The sequence below is a fragment of the Bradyrhizobium sp. NBAIM08 genome (assembly GCF_020193935.1).
Lineage (GTDB): Bacteria > Pseudomonadota > Alphaproteobacteria > Rhizobiales > Xanthobacteraceae > Bradyrhizobium > Bradyrhizobium yuanmingense.
Map to the genome: position 1 here is coordinate 663875 of NZ_JADYVR010000001.1, position 16586 is coordinate 680460.

Annotated in this window: 16 protein-coding genes; 5 read left to right on the forward strand and 11 right to left on the reverse strand. The window is 64.6% G+C overall.

The genetic code is table 11. The features are described 5' to 3' along the window. The 6 genes from I6F37_RS03130 to I6F37_RS03155 form a co-directional block, all read right to left on the reverse strand. The gene (locus tag I6F37_RS03130) at positions 1 to 954 is read right to left on the reverse strand and encodes a dihydrodipicolinate synthase family protein (protein ID WP_225150214.1); all 954 of its coding nucleotides are present in this window, start codon (positions 952 to 954) and stop codon (positions 1 to 3) included. A gap of 125 nt (positions 955 to 1079) precedes the next feature. Then, positions 1080 to 1958 carry an SDR family oxidoreductase gene (locus I6F37_RS03135; protein ID WP_036027537.1) on the reverse strand — a complete coding sequence of 293 codons (879 nt, stop codon included), beginning with the start codon at positions 1956 to 1958 and terminating at the stop codon, positions 1080 to 1082. Between the two features lie 175 nt (positions 1959 to 2133). Then, positions 2134 to 2994: a MaoC family dehydratase gene (locus tag I6F37_RS03140; RefSeq protein WP_036011141.1), complete on the reverse strand. Its 861-nt coding sequence runs from the start codon at positions 2992 to 2994 to the stop codon at positions 2134 to 2136. Positions 2995 to 3191: 197 nt separating this feature from the next. Continuing rightward, positions 3192 to 3581 (reverse strand): Zn-ribbon domain-containing OB-fold protein, encoded by a 390-nt coding sequence (locus I6F37_RS03145; RefSeq protein WP_036011139.1) that lies wholly within the window; start codon positions 3579 to 3581, stop codon positions 3192 to 3194. Then, the gene (locus tag I6F37_RS03150; protein WP_036011137.1) at positions 3581 to 4738 is read right to left on the reverse strand and encodes a thiolase domain-containing protein; all 1158 of its coding nucleotides are present in this window, start codon (positions 4736 to 4738) and stop codon (positions 3581 to 3583) included. Before I6F37_RS03150 ends, I6F37_RS03145 begins: the two co-directional genes overlap by 1 nt. A 947-nt stretch (positions 4739 to 5685) precedes the next feature. Continuing rightward, positions 5686 to 9177, reverse strand: coding sequence for an indolepyruvate ferredoxin oxidoreductase family protein (locus I6F37_RS03155; RefSeq protein WP_225150216.1), 3492 nt, complete (start codon positions 9175 to 9177; stop codon positions 5686 to 5688). 284 nt (positions 9178 to 9461) lie between these two features. Here I6F37_RS03155 and I6F37_RS03160 point away from each other — a divergent pair, with 284 nt between their 5' ends. After that, positions 9462 to 10709 (forward strand): cytochrome c, encoded by a 1248-nt coding sequence (locus I6F37_RS03160; RefSeq protein WP_225150218.1) that lies wholly within the window; start codon positions 9462 to 9464, stop codon positions 10707 to 10709. 55 nt (positions 10710 to 10764) lie between these two features. Here the strand turns inward: I6F37_RS03160 and I6F37_RS03165 are convergent, their stop codons facing one another. After that, the gene (locus I6F37_RS03165) at positions 10765 to 11409 is read right to left on the reverse strand and encodes a trimeric intracellular cation channel family protein (protein ID WP_225150220.1); all 645 of its coding nucleotides are present in this window, start codon (positions 11407 to 11409) and stop codon (positions 10765 to 10767) included. A gap of 162 nt (positions 11410 to 11571) precedes the next feature. On the opposite strand from I6F37_RS03165, the gene I6F37_RS03170 reads away from it, so the two are divergent. After that, positions 11572 to 11961, forward strand: coding sequence for a hypothetical protein (locus tag I6F37_RS03170; RefSeq protein WP_225150222.1), 390 nt, complete (start codon positions 11572 to 11574; stop codon positions 11959 to 11961). Positions 11962 to 12120: 159 nt separating this feature from the next. Here I6F37_RS03170 and I6F37_RS03175 read toward each other — a convergent pair whose 3' ends face one another. From I6F37_RS03175 to I6F37_RS03185, 3 genes are read right to left on the reverse strand one after another with little or no spacing between them, the layout of a single operon-like run. Then, positions 12121 to 12930: an oxaloacetate decarboxylase gene (locus I6F37_RS03175; protein WP_057029659.1), complete on the reverse strand. Its 810-nt coding sequence runs from the start codon at positions 12928 to 12930 to the stop codon at positions 12121 to 12123. Between the two features lie 51 nt (positions 12931 to 12981). Beyond that, positions 12982 to 13332, reverse strand: coding sequence for an antibiotic biosynthesis monooxygenase (locus I6F37_RS03180; RefSeq protein WP_036011104.1), 351 nt, complete (start codon positions 13330 to 13332; stop codon positions 12982 to 12984). A 24-nt stretch (positions 13333 to 13356) separates the two neighbouring features. Continuing rightward, the gene (locus I6F37_RS03185) at positions 13357 to 13665 is read right to left on the reverse strand and encodes an NIPSNAP family protein (RefSeq protein WP_036011128.1); all 309 of its coding nucleotides are present in this window, start codon (positions 13663 to 13665) and stop codon (positions 13357 to 13359) included. 161 nt (positions 13666 to 13826) lie between these two features. Here I6F37_RS03185 and I6F37_RS03190 point away from each other — a divergent pair, with 161 nt between their 5' ends. From I6F37_RS03190 to I6F37_RS03200, 3 genes are all read left to right on the forward strand, one after another. Further along, on the forward strand, positions 13827 to 14525 hold the full coding sequence (locus tag I6F37_RS03190) for a winged helix-turn-helix domain-containing protein (RefSeq protein WP_192893176.1): 699 nt from the start codon (positions 13827 to 13829) through the stop codon (positions 14523 to 14525). A 139-nt stretch (positions 14526 to 14664) separates the two neighbouring features. Beyond that, positions 14665 to 15675 carry an alpha/beta fold hydrolase gene (locus I6F37_RS03195; protein WP_225150224.1) on the forward strand — a complete coding sequence of 337 codons (1011 nt, stop codon included), beginning with the start codon at positions 14665 to 14667 and terminating at the stop codon, positions 15673 to 15675. 194 nt (positions 15676 to 15869) lie between these two features. Next, positions 15870 to 16121, forward strand: coding sequence for a hypothetical protein (locus I6F37_RS03200; protein WP_225150226.1), 252 nt, complete (start codon positions 15870 to 15872; stop codon positions 16119 to 16121). A 155-nt stretch (positions 16122 to 16276) separates the two neighbouring features. Here I6F37_RS03200 and I6F37_RS03205 read toward each other — a convergent pair whose 3' ends face one another. Continuing rightward, the gene (locus I6F37_RS03205) at positions 16277 to 16564 is read right to left on the reverse strand and encodes a twin-arginine translocation (Tat) (protein WP_225150228.1); all 288 of its coding nucleotides are present in this window, start codon (positions 16562 to 16564) and stop codon (positions 16277 to 16279) included. Between the last annotated feature and the right edge of the window lie 22 nt (positions 16565 to 16586).

The following is a 16586-nucleotide window of genomic DNA, read 5'->3' on the forward strand; positions in this document are numbered from 1 at the left end:
CTAGCCTGCGGCGCTGGATTGCGGGCCGAGATTGGCGCGCTTGTCGAAACGGGCGACCCGCGACAAGAGATAGTCGACCTCGGCCTTCGCCGTCGCCGTCATCGTCGCACCGGGCTTGCGCTGCGCGCTGGAAGCGATGATACCACGCTTCTGGAGCACGTATTTGCGCACGGTGAGGCCGACGCCGGGCTGTTGCTCGTAGCGGATCAGCGGCAGATGCGCGTCGAAGATGTCATGTGTCGCGTCGCGCTTGCCGGCCTTGGAGAGGTTCACGACGTCGATCAGGAGCTCCGGGAAGGCATAGCCGGTCATGGCGCCGTCGGCGCCGCGCTCCATCTCGAAGTCCAGGAAGGTGCCGCCATTGCCGCAGAGGATCGAGAGCGGACGGAGCGAGCCGTCCTTCTGGAAGCCGCGTAGCGTCGAGATCTTCTCCAGGCCCGGCCAGTCCTCGTGCTTGAGCATCACGCAGTTCGGATTGTCCATGACGATCTTGCGGATCACGGCGGGGGTGAACACCACCTGCAAGGTCAGCGGATAGTCCTGCAGCACCCAGGGCACATCAGGGCCGATGGCTTCCGCCGCCTGCTTGAAATAGCCGATGATCTGGTCGTCGGTGCGAAGCGAGGGCGGCGGCGCGATCATGACGCCGGCCGCGCCCGCATCCATCGAAGCCTTGGCCAGCGAACGCATGGTGGCAAAGCCCGGCGCGGAGACGCCGACGATCACCTGCATCTTCTTGGCGCGCTTGACGTAGCGCACCGCGACCTGCTCGGCCTCGACGGCATCAAGCTTGGGGGCTTCACCAAGAATGCCCAGCACCGTGACGCCGTCGCAGCCGACCTCCTCGTAGAAATCGGTCAGGCGGTCGATCGAGCGCTCGTCGATCCGGCCGTCGTCGTGGAACGGCGTCGGCGCGATTGCGAAGGTGCCCTTGGCGTCGGCGGTGAGTTTCATCGGTCCTCGTCTTTCTCTAATCTGTCATTCCGGGGCGCGACGCAATCGCGAGCCCGGAATCCATAACCACGATCCGGAGTATGGATCCCGGGCTCACGCTTCGCGTGCCCCGAGATGACGGCCTTCTAAAACCGCCGTGCCCCCATCTTGATCTGCTCCTCGGAGAAGAAGATCTCCTTGGCATGATCGACAATGTCCTGGGCGTTCCAGCCCGAGTGCGGCGGCTTCCAGCCTTCCATTTCCATCATCCGCATTTCGCGCACGCCGCGGGGCCCGGACACGCCCAGCACCTTGCCGGTCTGGTCGCCCGACAAATCGCTGACCATGTATAGCACGGCCGGCGCGATGCCGTCCGGCCCGAGCGCGGCGCCGGGGTTCTCCTTATAGCGGGGCAGGTCTGCGGTCATGCGGGTCAGGGCGCCCGGGGCCAGCGTCCAGATCCGGATGTTGTACTTGCGGCCCTCGATCGCGAGCACGTTGGACAGGCCCCAGATGCCGCCCTTGGCCGCGCCGTAATTGGTCTGGCCGAAATTGCCGATCAGCCCTGATGTCGAGGAGGTGTTGACGATGACGCCGCCGCCGTTTTCCCGCATCCAGCGAAACACCGGCATGGTGCAACAAAAGGTGCCCTTCAGATGGACCTTGATGACCTTGTCCCAGTCGGCCTCGCTGGCCTTGTGAAAGGTCTGGTCGCGCAAAATGCCGGCATTGTTGACCAGGATGTCGGCGCGGCCAAAGTGCTTGATGGCGTCGTCGAACACCGATTGGCCGCCCTCCATGGTGGAGATGTCGGCGCCGTTGGCGACCGCCTTGCCGCCCTCGGCCTTGATCGCATCCACCACCTGCTGCGCCATGGACACGTCGGCGCCGGAGCCGTCGCGGGGACCGCCGAGGTCGTTGACGACGACCGAGGCCCCTTCCCGCGCAAACAGCTTTGCGTAGGCCTCACCGAGCCCGCCGCCCGCGCCGGTGATCAGCGCGACCTTGCCGTCGAGTAGTCCCATGGTGGCGTCTCCCTGTTTGTTTTTCTTCCACCTCTCCCCGCTTGCGGGGAGAGGTCGATCGCGTAGCGATCGGGTGAGGGGGTACAGGTCTCAATACCGTCCCGACTCGTGGTGAGAGCCCCTCACCCCACCCTCTCCCCGCAAGCGGGGCGAGGGAGTGAAACGCCGGTGCTCACTAACCCAGCACCGTCTTGCCGTTCTTGATCACCGTCACCCCGCGCGACTTCACCTTGGCTTCGAACGAGATCACGTTGCCGTCCTTCCAGAGATCCATGGTCACGGTCTCGCCGGGATAGACCGGCGAGGAGAACCGCGCGACGTGCTGACGGAAGGCGCTCGCATCGTAGTCGGCATAGGTCTGGAGCACGCCGCGGCAGGTGATGCCGTAGGTGCACATGCCGTGCAGGATCGGACGCGGGAAGCCGGCTTTCTTGGCGAACTCGGGATCGGAGTGCAGCGGGTTGCGGTCGCCGCAGAGGCGATAGACCAGCGCCTGGTCGGGGCGCGTGGTGATGTCGATGGTCTTGTCCGGCTCGCGCGATGGGATCTTGTGCGGATCGGGCTGGGTCAGGTTCGGCCCGCCGAAGCCGCCATCGCCGCGGGCAAAGCGCGAGGCGACCAGCGTTGCCAACTTCTCGCCCTTCTCGTTCTTCAGCACGGTCTGGTGAACGATGACCACGCCCTTGTCCTTGCCCTTGTCGTAGACTTCGAGCACCGAGGAGTCGGCGGTGATGTTGGCGGCGACCGGCAGCGGCTGGTGGAAGGTGATGTCCCGTTCGCCGTCGACCACCATGACGCGGTTGAGATTCATCTCGCCCGGGCCCGAGCCCCAGGCCGCGACAGAGGCGAAGGTCGGCACCACCTTCAGCGGCCGCGGCGTGAACGTGCCCTCGTTGACGAAGGCGAGTTCGTTCTCGTCCATGGGATCGGCACCGAGGCCGATGCCGTAGGCGTAGAGCATGACTTCGCGATCGGTGTAGGCGTATTTCTGGCCGAGATTTTTCAGGCCTTTGAGCTCTTCGTATCTGGCGGACATTCTTCTGGTTTCTCCCGGGATTTCACCGGCGCTTACTGATGCGCCCTCTCCCCTTGCGGGAGAGGGCTCCGAGGTGCCGGCCACATACGCGTTTGGGTGAGGGGTTGCTTCCACGTTGAAGATTCTCTCCGTGGAGAGAACCCCTCATCCGGCGCTTCGCGCCACCTTCCCCCGCAAGGGGGGAAGGAAGAAAGCAATCAAGCCACCGTGAAGAACGGCAGCGGGGCGCCGTCGGTCGGCTTGAACACCACCTTCACCTTCTGACCGATCTTGAGCTTCTCCAGATCGCAGTCGACGAAATTGGTCTGCACCGATGGCCCCTCCTTCAGCGTGACGTAGCCGATGGCGTAAGGACCGGTCGGCGATTTCCGCATCAAGCTGTAGGTGTAGATCGTGCCCTCGCCCGAGGCCTGCTCCCACACCGTCTTGTCGGAGTAGCAGAACGGGCAGATCGAGCGCGGGAAGTAATGCGCTTCGCCGCAGGCGGTGCAGCGCTTGATCATGAACTTGCCCTCTTTCGCGGCATCCCAGAACGCTGATGTCTCGGGATTCGTCACCGGGGCCGGATACTTTTTCACTTCGCTCATCACACGCGCTCCAGAATGGCGGTCGAGGCGGCGTGGCGGACGCCGAGGAGGCCGCCGGTGCCGTGGGCGATGGCGAGATCGCAATTCTTGACCTGCACCTTCGGATGCGCCTCGCCGCGCAGCTGCCTGACGGCCTCGAGGATCTTGGTCATGCCGCCGCGGTTGACGGGGTGGTTGCTGCAGAGGCCGCCACCATCGGTGTTGAACGGCAGCTTGCCGACGCCCGAGATCAGGTTGCCGTCGGCGACGAACTTGCCGCCCTCGCCCTTCTTGCAGAAACCGAGGTCTTCGAGCTGCATCAGCACGGTGATGGTGAAGCTGTCATAGATCGAGGCGTATTTGATGTCCTTCGGCGTGATGCCGGCTTCCTCGAACGCACGCGGACCGGACCAGACGCCGGCGGAGTAAGTGAGGTCGAGATCTTTGCCGCCGCGCGGGCCCTTCATCGCCTCGCCATGGCCGATCAGGCGCACCAGCGGCTTCTTCAGGCTCTTGGCAATCTCCGGCGTCGTCACGATCAGCGCGCCGCCGCCGTCGGAGACGACGCAGCAATCCATGCGATGCAGGGGATCGGAGATCATCGGCGAGTTCAGGACGTCCTCGACAGTGACCACGTCCTTGAGCATCGCATGCGGATTGTACTGCGCGTGATGCGAGGCCGCGACCTTGATCCAGGCGAGCTGCTCGGAGGTGGTGCCATAGTCGTGCATGTGGCGCATGGCACACATGCCATAGGCATTGTGCGTGGTCGCCCCGTAAGCGGTTTCGAAATCGACCTCGGCGCCGGAAGCGCGCGGCGGCATCGCGCCGGTGCGCGGCTTGCCGGCGAGCGTCACGAGCGCGATCGAGCATTTGCCCGCGGCGATCGCCTCGGCGGCATGGCCGAGATGGATGATGTAGGAGCAGCCACCGGTCTCGGTGGAATCAATGTGGCGAAGCTTCTTGGTGTTCAGGCCGAGATAATCGACCATCGGCCAGGCGCCGCCGGGCGCGTCGCCCGCACAGAAATAGCCGTCGATATCATCCTTGCTGATCCCGGCATCCTCGATCGCGCCCTTGGCGACCTCGGCGTGGAGCTGGGCGGTGGATTTGTCCGGCGCATGCCGGGTCGGGTGTTCGTAGATCCCGGCAATGTAGGCCTTGCCCTTGATGGTCAAAACTTCAGTCTCCGCTCGCGTCTCGTTCGTGGCTCTTTTTTTGGCTCTTTTTTCTGAACCGCACCGGGCTGATTGGCAAGCGCGGAAATATTCCGCCCCGCGAGAGGGTAGCGGATTGGCGCAAGGGGAGCACATCCGAAAATCCGCCCCAGATAGCAAGCGAACCTGCCCGCCGCGTCGTCATTGCGAGGAGCCCTTGCGACGAAGCAATCCAGAGCCCCCTCCATTGAGGAATTCTGGATTGCTTCGCTACGCTCGCAATGACGGAGTTTGTTGCCACTGATGGCGCTGCTTCAACTCAAGACTCGCTCGCAGACACACGCTCGCATCCTCGCGGCACATCTCGCCCGAGTTTTGCTCCCGTCTTGCTCCCTCCGAAGACAGAGGGCGCAGGGAAGACCGGGTGCCGGCTGGGCACCCACGGTCCGCTGTGCGCGAATTGCGCGAAAAACAGATGCACAGCGGCATACAGGTGAAGCCGAACATCCGGCCTTCCCTGCGCAGTGGCTCTACGGCTTATGTCGCGCTCTCCCCGGGGAGCGATGCACTATTGCCCCCGTCGCCTTGCGAGAGAGACCCGCACGACTTGACGCACAGACCCCGGGCGTCAGGACCACACGATTTTGCCGTACGCGAGACCGCGCCCGTCGTGCGCGCGAAAGACTCGCGCGACGCAGCCCGCGTCCACCGCCGCTCACCCCGCGTTTCGTGACGATCGCGATACGCCCCTCTGAGAGGGATGAGGTGGCGGAGGGATACGACAATTCCGAATTTCGGTAAAGCGGAATGTTTTTACGCGCCCGGATTGACCATGGCTTGGGTGTTTTGCCCGGCGGGCAACGCAACGGATGGTGTCGTAGCCCGGATGGAGCGCAGCGCAATCCGGGGCCGTCACCCGCGGAGGCACTCGTCCCGGATTACGCTGCGCTCCATCCGGGCTACTACGCCTACTCCGCCGCGATCTGCCGGGGCGCCGGCGGCGGGTTGGCCAAATCCGCGGCGAGCTGGGCGTAGCGGGCCTTGGCGTCGTGTACGGCCTTCTCCTTCACGGGGCCGTAGCCGCGAATGCGGTCGGGCAGCGAGAGCAATTCGACCGCGGTGTCGATCGTGAGCGGCGACAACAGGCCGAGCACGGTGGCGACGTCCTTCTCATAGCCGGCGATCAGGTCGCGCTCGAGCTTGCGGTCGGCGCTGCGGCCGAAGATGTCGAACGGCGTGCCGCGCAGGAACTTGAACTTGGCCAGCACGCGGAAGACCTTCAGCATCCACGGGCCGAAGGTGCGCTTCTTGGGGCGCCCCAGCGCATCGACACCGCTGCTGAGGATCGGCGGCGCGAGATTGAATTTGAACTTGAAGTCGCCCTCGAACTGGTCGCGAAGCTGCTGCTCGAAGGCGCCGTCGGTGTAGAGGCGCGCGACTTCGTATTCGTCCTTGTAGGCCAGGAGCTTTGCATAATACACGGCGACCGCGCGCGGCAGCGCATCGCCATAGCCGCCCTTCGCCGCGGCGTCGCGGACCTGGTCGACCAGCTTGCGATAGCGCCTGGCGAGACGGGCGTTCTGGTAGGCGGTCAGATGCTTGGCGCGGTGCTCGACGACCTCGTCCAGCGTCATGGTATCCAGCGCCTTCGGCGCGACCACTTCGTCCCCGCCCTTCAGCATGTCGGCCAGGCGCGCAGGCTCGGCGACTGCGAGGCGGCCGAGGCGGAAGGCTTCCTTGTTCATCTTGATCGAGACGCCATTGACCTCGATCGCCTGCTCGATCGCTTCCGCGGAGAGCGGCAACAGACCCTTCTGATAGGCATAGCCCATCATCATCATGTTGGTGGCGATGGCATCGCCGAGCAGCTGCTCGGCAGGCTTGGTGAAGTCGAAGAACACCGAATCCTTGTGCAGCGCCGTTTCCAGGAGCCCGTTCAGCTTGCGGGTCTGGAAATTGAAATCGCGGTTGAGGATGAAATCGGCCGTGGGAATGACGTGGCTGTTGATGATGCCGTGGGTGCGGCTGGTGTCACAAAGGGTGATCGTGTCCTTGGCGACTGCGACGACTTCGTCGGCGGCGAGCACGAGATCGGCCGTGCCGGTGACGATGCGCGAGCAGGTCACCTCGGCCGGATGATCTGATAGCCGCACATGGCTGAGCACCGCCCCGCCCTTTTGCGCGAGGCCCGACATATCCAGGATCATCGAGGCCTTGCCCTCGATGTGGGCGGCCATGCCGAGCAGCGCGCCGATGGTGAGCACGCCGGTGCCGCCGACGCCGCCGACGGCGATGTTATAGGGCTTGTCGAGCGTCGGACGCGAGGCCGGCTCGGGCAGCGCGCCGATCTCAGCGAGCTCGGCTGGCGCGCGGTGGCGCGGCGCGCCGCCGTCGATGGTGACGAACGACGGACAGAATCCTTTCAGGCAGGAATAGTCCTTGTTGCAGGATGACTGGTTGATAGCGCGCTTGCGGCCGAACTCGGTCTCCAGCGGCTCGACCGAGATGCAGTTCGACTGCACCGAGCAATCGCCGCAGCCTTCGCAGACGGTCGGATTGATCATGACGCGGCGCGCCGGGTCCTCCATCAGGCCGCGCTTGCGGCGACGGCGCTTCTCGGCGGCGCAGGTCTGCACGAACACGATCGCCGAGGTGCCCTTGAACTCGCGGCACATCTTCATGACGTTGTCGAGCTCGTCGCGGTGATACTTCTTCACGCCGGGCGCGATGGTATCGGCCGGGTAAGCGTCTGGGTTTTCCGAGACCAGATAGAGCTCGCGGATGCCTTCGGCGTAAAGCTGCTGGGTGATCTGCTGCGGCGAGAGATCGCCGTCATGACGCTGGCCGCCGGTCATGGCTACCGCATCGTTGTAGAGGATCTTGTAGGTGATGTTGGCCTTGGAGGCGATCGCCTGGCGGATGGCGAGAATGCCGGAGTGGAAGTAGGTGCCGTCGCCGAGATTGGCGAAGATGTGGTTCTCGTTGGTGAAGGGCGCGATGCCGACCCAGGGCACGCCCTCGCCGCCCATATGCGTGAACGTCTCGGTCGAGCGGTCCATCCACAGCGCCATGAAATGGCAGCCGATGCCGGCAAGCGCGCGGCTGCCTTCGGGGACTTTCGTCGACGTGTTGTGGGGGCAGCCGGAGCAAAAATACGGGGTTCGGGAGACAGGGGCGACCGCCTGCATCTGGGTCGCCTGGCGGCCGTTGAACCAGTCGGCCTTGGCGCGGAGCATCTCCGCGATTTCGGGGTTGAGATCAAGTCGAAGCAGGCGTTCGGTCAGCGAGGTCGCGAGCGAGGCGACGCTGAGCTCGGCGGCGAAGGTCAGGAAGCGCTTGTCGTGCTCGTCCATCTTGCCGACGATGCGCGGGCGCACATCGTCGCGCCAGTTGAACAACACCTGCTTGACCTGGTTCTCGACGATCTCGCGCCGCTCCTCGACGATGAAGATCTCCTCCAGGCCGACGGCGAATTCATGCACGCCTTCGGGCTCGAGCGGCCAGGGCATGCCGATCTTGTAGAGACGAAGGCCGATTTTGGCGGCGACCTCCTCGGTGATGCCGAGCTCGCGTAGCGCCTGACGAACGTCCTCGTAGCTCTTGCCAGAGGCCATGATGCCGAAACGGGCGTTCGGCGAATCCATGGTGACGCGGTTGACCTTGTTAGCGCGGGCAAAGGCGATGGCGGCAAAGCCCTTGTAGTCCTGCAGGCGCCGGTCCTGCTCGAAGCGGTCGTCGGGCCAGCGCAGGTTGAGGCCGCCGGGTGGCAGCTCGAAATCGGTGGGAATGATGAACGGCTTCATCTCGTCGGTGAGGTCGATCTCGGCGGTGGTCTCCACCGTCTCCGTGATCACCTTCATGCCGACCCAGCAGCCGGAATAGCGCGACATCGCGATGCCGAGCAGGCCCATCTCGATCATCTCGTGGATGCTCGACGGGTAGAGATACGGCATCAGTGCCGACATGAAAGCATGGTCGGACTGATGCGGGACAGTGGAGGATTTCGCGCCGTGGTCGTCGCCGGCAAGGCACAGCACGCCGCCGTTCTTGGCCGAGCCCGCGGCATTGCCGTGACGGAACACGTCGCCGCAGCGGTCGACGCCCGGGCCCTTGCCGTACCAGATGCCGACCACGCCATCGTATTTGGCGCCGGGCGAGAGGTTGAGCTGCTGCGAGCCCCATACCGCGGTCGCGGCGAGGTCCTCGTTCACGCCGGGTTGGAACTTGATATTGTACTGCTCGAGATGCTTGCGCGCGGCGAACAGCTGCTGGTCGTAGCCGCCGAGCGGCGAGCCGCGATAACCGGAGATGAAGCCCGCGGTGTTGAGGCCGTTGGCGCGGTCGCGCCGGATCTGGGCCATCGGCAAGCGGACCAGGGCCTGGATGCCCGTGGTGAAGACGTGTCCGGTCTGCTGGGTGTACTTTTGATCGAGACTGATCGGACCCTGGTTGATGCCCATACTGTCCTCGCTTCGCGCCCTGTTCAGGTCTTGCTGACTTAAGTCGTTGCCTGCCCGTTGGTTTTAGCTAGGGCGCGCCGACCACCTCCGCCACTCTATGTCGGATATTTCATGCTCCGCATCACAATTCTGGACCAAAGGAGGCCTCGGGTAAAAATCGCAATTTCGTGGCCTGAAACACGTTGGCGATTTTCAGTTTGTGTCACCATACCCCCATCGTTGCGAAATGAATCGACGCTTCCCTTCTCGCAGGTAGGGTCGATGGGTCGCAGGAGAGGCTGTCGATGCGGACGATTCTGACGGGCCTGGCGCTTGTGGGCCTGGCATTGTGCAGTGCGGTTGCAAGTACGGTCACAAGCGCGGCCGGCGCCGCCGGACCATCGCCCGAGCTGATCGCCTATGGCAAGGCGCTGGCCGAGGCCGGCGACTGCGCGGGCTGCCACACTGCCGATCCGGCAAAACCGTTCGCGGGCGGCAAGCGCATCGACACGCCCTTTGGCGCGATCTATGCGCCGAACCTGACGCCGGACCGCGACACCGGCATCGGCGGCTGGACGGATGCCGATTTCACCCGCGCCCTGCGCTATGGCATCGCGCCTGACGGCTCGAATTATTACCCGGCGTTTCCCTACCCCTACTTCACGAAGATGACGAAGGACGACACGCTGGCGATCCGCGCCTATCTCGCCACGCTGGCGCCCGTCACCAGCCGCAACAAGCCGCCGGAGCTGCGCTGGCCATTCGGCTATCGCGGCCTGATGCGGCTTTGGAACACGATGTATTTCAAGCCCGGCCTGTTCGAGCCGGACCAGACCAAGAGCGCGGCCTGGAACAGAGGCGGCTACCTGGTCACCGGGCTCGGCCATTGCGGCGCCTGCCACACGCCCAAGAATTATTTCGGCGCCGACCGGGATGCGCAGGCGCTGTCCGGCAACGCGGTCGGCGGCTGGTTCGCACCGCGGCTCGATGGCGCCGCCCGCACCGGGCTGAAATCCTGGAGCGAGGCCGATATCACGGAGTACCTGCAAAGCGGGCGCAACGCCAAAAGCCACGCCGGCGGGCCGATGGCGGAGGTCGTCGTCAACTCGACCTCGAAGATGAGCGATGCCGACGTGCGCGCGATCGCGATCTATCTGAAGAGCCTGCCGCCGGCCCGGCGCGAGACCATTGTGGCGCCGCCGGACGCAGCCGAGATGAAGGCCGGCCAGGCAGTCTACGCAAAGCTCTGCATCGCCTGCCACGAGGCCGACGGCACAGGCAGCCCGCGCATCTACCCGCCGCTGCCGGGCAATGCGCTGCTGCAATCGATCAATCCGTCCTCGACCTTGCGCATCATCCTCGACGGTGCCCACACCGTGACGACGCCGCGCGCGCCGAACACCGGCGAGATGCCGGCTTACGCCAAGCAGCTGTCCGACGCCGAGATCGCCGCGGTGACGAACTACATCCGCAATTCCTGGGGCAATGCAGGCCCGCTGGTGACACCGGCACAGGTGGCAAAAGCAAGGAAGCGAGAGGCGAATGGGGAATAGCGAGTGGCGAATGGCCCAGAACCATTCGCTATTCGCCATTCGCGCGCGACAGCGCTCACCGCTCTTCATCCCCCGTGAACACGAATTTCGGCATCTCCCATTTGTAGCGCACCGCAAGCAGGCGGAAGCTGATGCCGAGGACAAATGTCAAAATGGTCCAGAGCTCCGCGTTGAGCTTGAGACCGAACGCGGTCGCATAGAACAACCCCGTCACCACCGAGACGCTGGCATAGAGCTCGGAGCGAAACAGCAGCGGCACGTCGTTGCAGAGCACGTCGCGCAGCACGCCGCCGGCGCAGCCCGTCACCATGCCCGAGACGATGACGATCGGCAGCGAAGCATCCATCTGCCAGGCTACGTCGCAGCCGGTCATGGTGAAGACGACGAGACCGATGGCATCGAGCACGATGAAGGCGACCTTCAGCCGGTGCACGAGGCGCGCAAACAGGATGGTGAGGAAGGCGGCGCCGCCGGCGAGCGCGAGATAGATCGGGTTCTGCACCCAGGCCAGCGGATAATGTCCGAGGAAGAGATCGCGCAACGTGCCGCCGCCGAGCGCGGTGATGCAGCCGAGGAAGCAGACGCCCAGCCAATCCATGCTGCGGCGTCCGGCAGCGAGCGCAGCCGTCATGCCCTGCGCGGCCACCGCAGCCAGGGACAGGAAATGCAGCACGCTATCGGTAGGCGGCAGGCTCCACATCGCGTGTTCCCTCTCTGTGGCCTCGAACTCAGGCGCGGGTTCCCATGGAACAGGTTCCCGATTCCCCACACCGAGGCAACATGCGACGAAAGCATCAAGGCGGCGGAACAGAATCTCGCACCTGAGGGTTGTCCCGGGGTCATAACCGAGGAGACCAAATCGATGGCAGACGACCGTTTTCCCAACGATCCGTACCGCCCGAACCTCGCCGACGATGAGTACTCTCGCGCGGCGCGCCGGGATGCCGACCTGCAGGCCGATCCCGAGCTCGGGGAAGGCCCCGCCTCCAGCGGCAAGATCGCGCTGTTTGCGGTCGCTGTCGCCCTGGTGCTGGGCGCAGTGTTCTACGGCTTGAACAATTCCAGCACCACCAACGAGGCCAGCAACACACCGGCCTCGCAGACTGCGCAGACGCAGACGACCAATCCGGCCGCACCTCCCGGCATGCGTGACGTGACGCCGCGCAGCAACACCGAGCCGGGCGTGACCACGGGTGCAGCGCCGAACAGGCCGGCCCCGAATACGCCAGCTCCGTCTGACGGCGCGAAGTAACATTGCGCAATGAAGCGCGAGAGCGGCGGGATGCAACATCCCGCCGCTTTTCGTTTGCCTAAAGCACGATGAGATTTGGACGAATCGTCATCGCGCTTTAGGTCTTTGTTTGAGCATGATCGTTTCGGAAAACCGCTTCACACTTTTCCTGATCATGCTCTAGCCGAACATCTTGTTGAGCTCGCCGCCGGGATAGCCGCCGCCGAGCTCGGTGAAGGTCCCCTTCTCCGCCATCTCCTTGGCCGCGCGCATGAAGCCGCCCCAGGCGGCGCGGGCGAGCGAGCCGCCGACGCTGATGCGGCGCACGCCGAGATCCTGGGCTTCCTGCAGCGACAGGCCGGAGCCGCCGATCAGAAGATTGAACGGCTTCGGTGCGACCGCCTTGACCACCGCGGCGATGTCCTCGCGGCTCTTCAGACCCGGCGCATAGAGGCAGTCGGCGCCAGCATCGGCATAGGCGGTGAGCCGGTCGATGACGAGCTTGAGATCGGTCACGCCCCACAGATAGGCCTCGCAGCGGCCGACCAGCAGCGTGCCGCTGTCGCCGATCGCCTTGCGCGAGGCCTTGATGCGCTCGACGGCCAGCGCGCGATCGTAGAGCGGCTTGTCCTTGTCGCCGGTGGAATCCTCGATCGAGAGGCCCGCAACGCCGGTGCGCACACCGCGCTCGACATTGTCCGCGACCTTGTCGGGCTCGACCGCAAAGCCACCCTCGAAATCGGCGTTCACGGGGATGTCGACAGCCGAGCTCAATGCTGCCAGATGCTGACAGACGTCCTCGACGGTGACGTGGTTGTCGGCCTTGCCGATGGTCCAGGCAAAGCCCGCGCTCGATGACGCGATCGCCTTGAAGCCGAGATGCTGCAAGGCTTTCGCGCTGCCGACATCGACCGGATTGGGCAGGATGAAGCAGCCGCTCTCGTGCATTTTCCTGAACGTCGCGCGCTTGTCAGCGGTCGTCACGTGCATGTTTCTCTCCCTTGTTAGCCGCGCAGAGATAAGGCTGCGTTTTCGAGTCCGCTAGTGCGCGTCATGCACGGCGCGGCTGTCCTTCGGCGCCTCGTCGCGATCGTTCATGCCGTAGTCGCGGATGACGCTGGCGATGCGCAAGTGATAGTCGGCGAAGATCTGCGCCCTGCCCCTGGCCTGGGTGCGGCGGTGCTCCATCGTGTTGCGCCAGGCCTGGACGGCCGCTTCATCCCGCCAGAACGACACCGACAGGATCTTGCCCTTCTCGGTCAGGCTCTCGAATCGCTCGACCGAGATGAAGCCGTCGATGGTCTGCAGCAGCGGCTTCAGATCGGCTGCAAGGTCGAAATAGGTCTGGCGGTGTTCCGGCTTGGGCCAGACCTCGAAGATCACGGCGATCATGGGCGTCTCCTGCTGTTGGTGGGCCTACAATACCACCTTGCGCAGGAAGGTGCGTTCTTCGGCGAGGATGAATTTCTCCGCCTCGGCAAAGTTGAAGTTTGCCATACCGTCGAGATCGGCGCGCAGCCGTTTGCGATAGGCTTCATAGGCGGCCAGGCTCTCGAACGAGATCAGGGCGGACGCAATGTTGTTGGTACCCTCATGCGGCATGAAGTAGCCAATCAACTCGCCGCCACATCTCGGGATGATGGTGAGCCAGCGCTTCGAATATTCCTCGAACTGCGCGCGCTTGAAGGGATCGAGCTGATAGCGGATGAAGACGGTGACGGACATGATGGGCTCCTTTGTTTTCGCCGTCATTGCGAGCGTAGCGAAGCAATCCAGGAGTCCCTCCGCGGACGCAGTCTGGATTGCTTCGCTTCGCTCGCAATGACGTGTTCGTGACAACACGCTACGCCCTTGCCCGACACCAACGCTTCGGTTACCATCGAAGCATGAAATCAGGACCCGACATCGCCATGGTCGCCTCGCTGGTCGGTGATCCCGCCCGCGCCAACATGCTCACTGCGCTGATGAACGGCCGTGCGCTCACGGCGAGCGAGCTGGCTCAGGAGGCCGGCATCACGCCGCAGACCGCAAGCTCGCATCTGTCGAAGCTCGAGGCCGGCGGCCTGATCGAGCCGGAGAAACAGGGCCGCCACCGCTATTACCGCCTCACCGACGACGACGTCGCCGGCGTGCTCGAGGGGCTCGCCGGCCTTGCCGCGCGGACCGGCCATATGCGCGTGCGCACCGGGCCGAAGGACCCTGCGCTGCGGCGCGCGCGGATCTGCTACGACCATCTCGCCGGCGACCTCGGCGTGCAGATGCTGGACTCCTTGCGCGAGCGGCATCTGGTCAGGCAGAAGAAGCAGGAGATCGAGCTGACCGCCGAGGGCGAGCGCTTTCTTGTGAAGCACCTGCAGATCTCGCCCGACATGCTCAGCCATCCGCGCCGCCCGGTCTGCAAGGCCTGCCTCGACTGGAGCGAGCGGCGGCACCATCTCGCCGGCACGTTGGGCGCGGCCATGATGCAACGGTTCGCCGAGTTGAAATGGGCCGCGCGCGATCCCACGCCCGGCAGCCGTATCGTGAATTTCACCCGTACCGGCGAGAAGCAGTTCGCTGCGCTGTTCGCGAATGGGAAGGACTGATCACACAAGCTCTGTGAGATCGCACGTTTGCGTGTGAATGTGCACTCTCGTCATGGCCGGGCTTGACCCGGCCATCCACGTCTTTATTGCGGCTGGCACGTGGATGCCCTGGACAAGCCCGGGCATGACGGAGACTGTGATGAACCGCATCTTCCTGGCCGCGCTCGCCGCCGCCCTTCTTACTTTCCAACTCACATCGACCTACGCCGCCGATGCCACGTCCCGCGAGCCCTATGGCATCGCGCTCGAAGGCTTTGCCTATCCTTACCCCGTGCACTTGCTCCCCGTCGTCAACGACGGCGAGCAGCTCAGCATGGCCTATATGGATGTCGCCGCGGCACGGCCGAACGGCCGCACCGTCGTGCTGCTGCACGGGCGCAATTTTCCGTCGAGCTATTGGGCGCCCGTGATCAAGATGCTGAGCGAGGCCGGCTTTCGTGTCGTGGTGCCGGACCAGGTCGGTTTCGGCAAGTCTTCCAAGCCGGCGGGCGAGCTGCATTTCGACAATCTGGCGCGCAACACCATTGCGCTGCTCGATCACCTCAAAATCGACAAGGCCGAGATCGTCGCGCATTCGCTCGGCGGCATGTTAGGGGTGCGCATCGCCCGCGCCTATCCGGACCGCCTCGCCCATCTGCTGCTGACCGCTCCGATCGGGCTCGAGGACTACCGCTTCTACGTGCCGCCGACGCCGACCGAGAAGATGATCGAGACCGAGGACAAGCTCACCGCCGACGGCTATCGCAAGCAGCTCCAGACCAATTACGCAATCAAGCTGCCGGCCGAGGCGATCACGCCGTTCATCGAGGCCCGCTTCAACACCAAGGGCAGCCCGGACTATCCGCGCTGGCTGCGCGCCTTCGTCTCTTCCGGCCAGATGATCTATCGTGAGCCGGTGGCGCACGAGATCCCGCTGATCGCGACACCGACCCTGTTCGTCATGGGCGCAGACGACCACAACGCGCCGGGCCGGCCGCTCGCGCCGGAGGCGCTGCGGGCCAAGATGGGGCAAAACGCAGAGCTTGCGAAGCAGCTCGCCGCCAAGATGCCGAACGCGCGGGCCGAGGTGATCCCCGACACCGGCCATCTCGTCTTCCTGGAGGCGCCGGAGAGGTACAAGGAACTGGTGCTGAGCTTTCTCGGCCGCTAGCGACAGCTGCATGTCTTCCGAGGCCAAATGCGGGGAACGTTCATGCCGCATTCAGGTCATGATTGGCAGGTTTGGATCGCGACGTGCCGGCACGTCCGAGATTTAACGTGTCGAATCGAGTCTCTTGATTCATTGTGCGCCACAAGCGCTATCCCCGCAGCCTGCTCCCCAGAGGACAAGAAGGAAGATCAAAAATGAAGTACCTGTTAGCCGCCGTCATGCTCGCCAGCGCGGTCGTCGGTTTCAGCGAGGTGGCCAGCGCCGCCGGCGGTTGCGGCCCGGGCTGGTATCGCGGCCCCTATGGCAGCTGCCGTCCGATGCGCGCCCCTGTCGTGGTTCGCCCGGCCCCCGTGGTGGTCGCCCCGGCGCCGGTCGTTGTCGTGCCCCGTGCGCGCGTGTGCCCCTACGGCTTCCGCTGGTACGCCGGCCGCTGCCGCCCGTACTGATCTTCTTCATTCCGTTGCAAAATGGCCGCGCGGCGAAAGCCAGCGCGGCCATTTTCGTTGCCGACGATCTGTCCGCAGCGGAATCGGAGCACGCTCCAAATCGAAACGGGGACCGCCAGCGGCGATCCCCGTCGAGTCCGCGAATGGTCGCGAGCTTACCAATAATGGCGGCGGTGCCAGCGCCGGCGATGCCGGCGCCAATGGCGGCGGTGCCAGCCCCAGTGGCGGCCGCGCCCACGCCAGTGAACCTGCTCGGGAGCGAGTTGTGCAGCTTCCTCGCTGGTGGTGACGGCGGGATGAGCGTCGGGATTGCCTTGCGGCGTGCGGGCGCGATCAGCGAGCGGCTGCGGTGACAGCGGCGCAGCCTGTGCGGCAGTCGCGGCGAAGGCGGCGGCGCCCGCCGTCAATCCCAAAGCAAGTTCCAAAAAGTTCCGGCGCTCCATGGCTTCTTCCTTCTTGGATCAT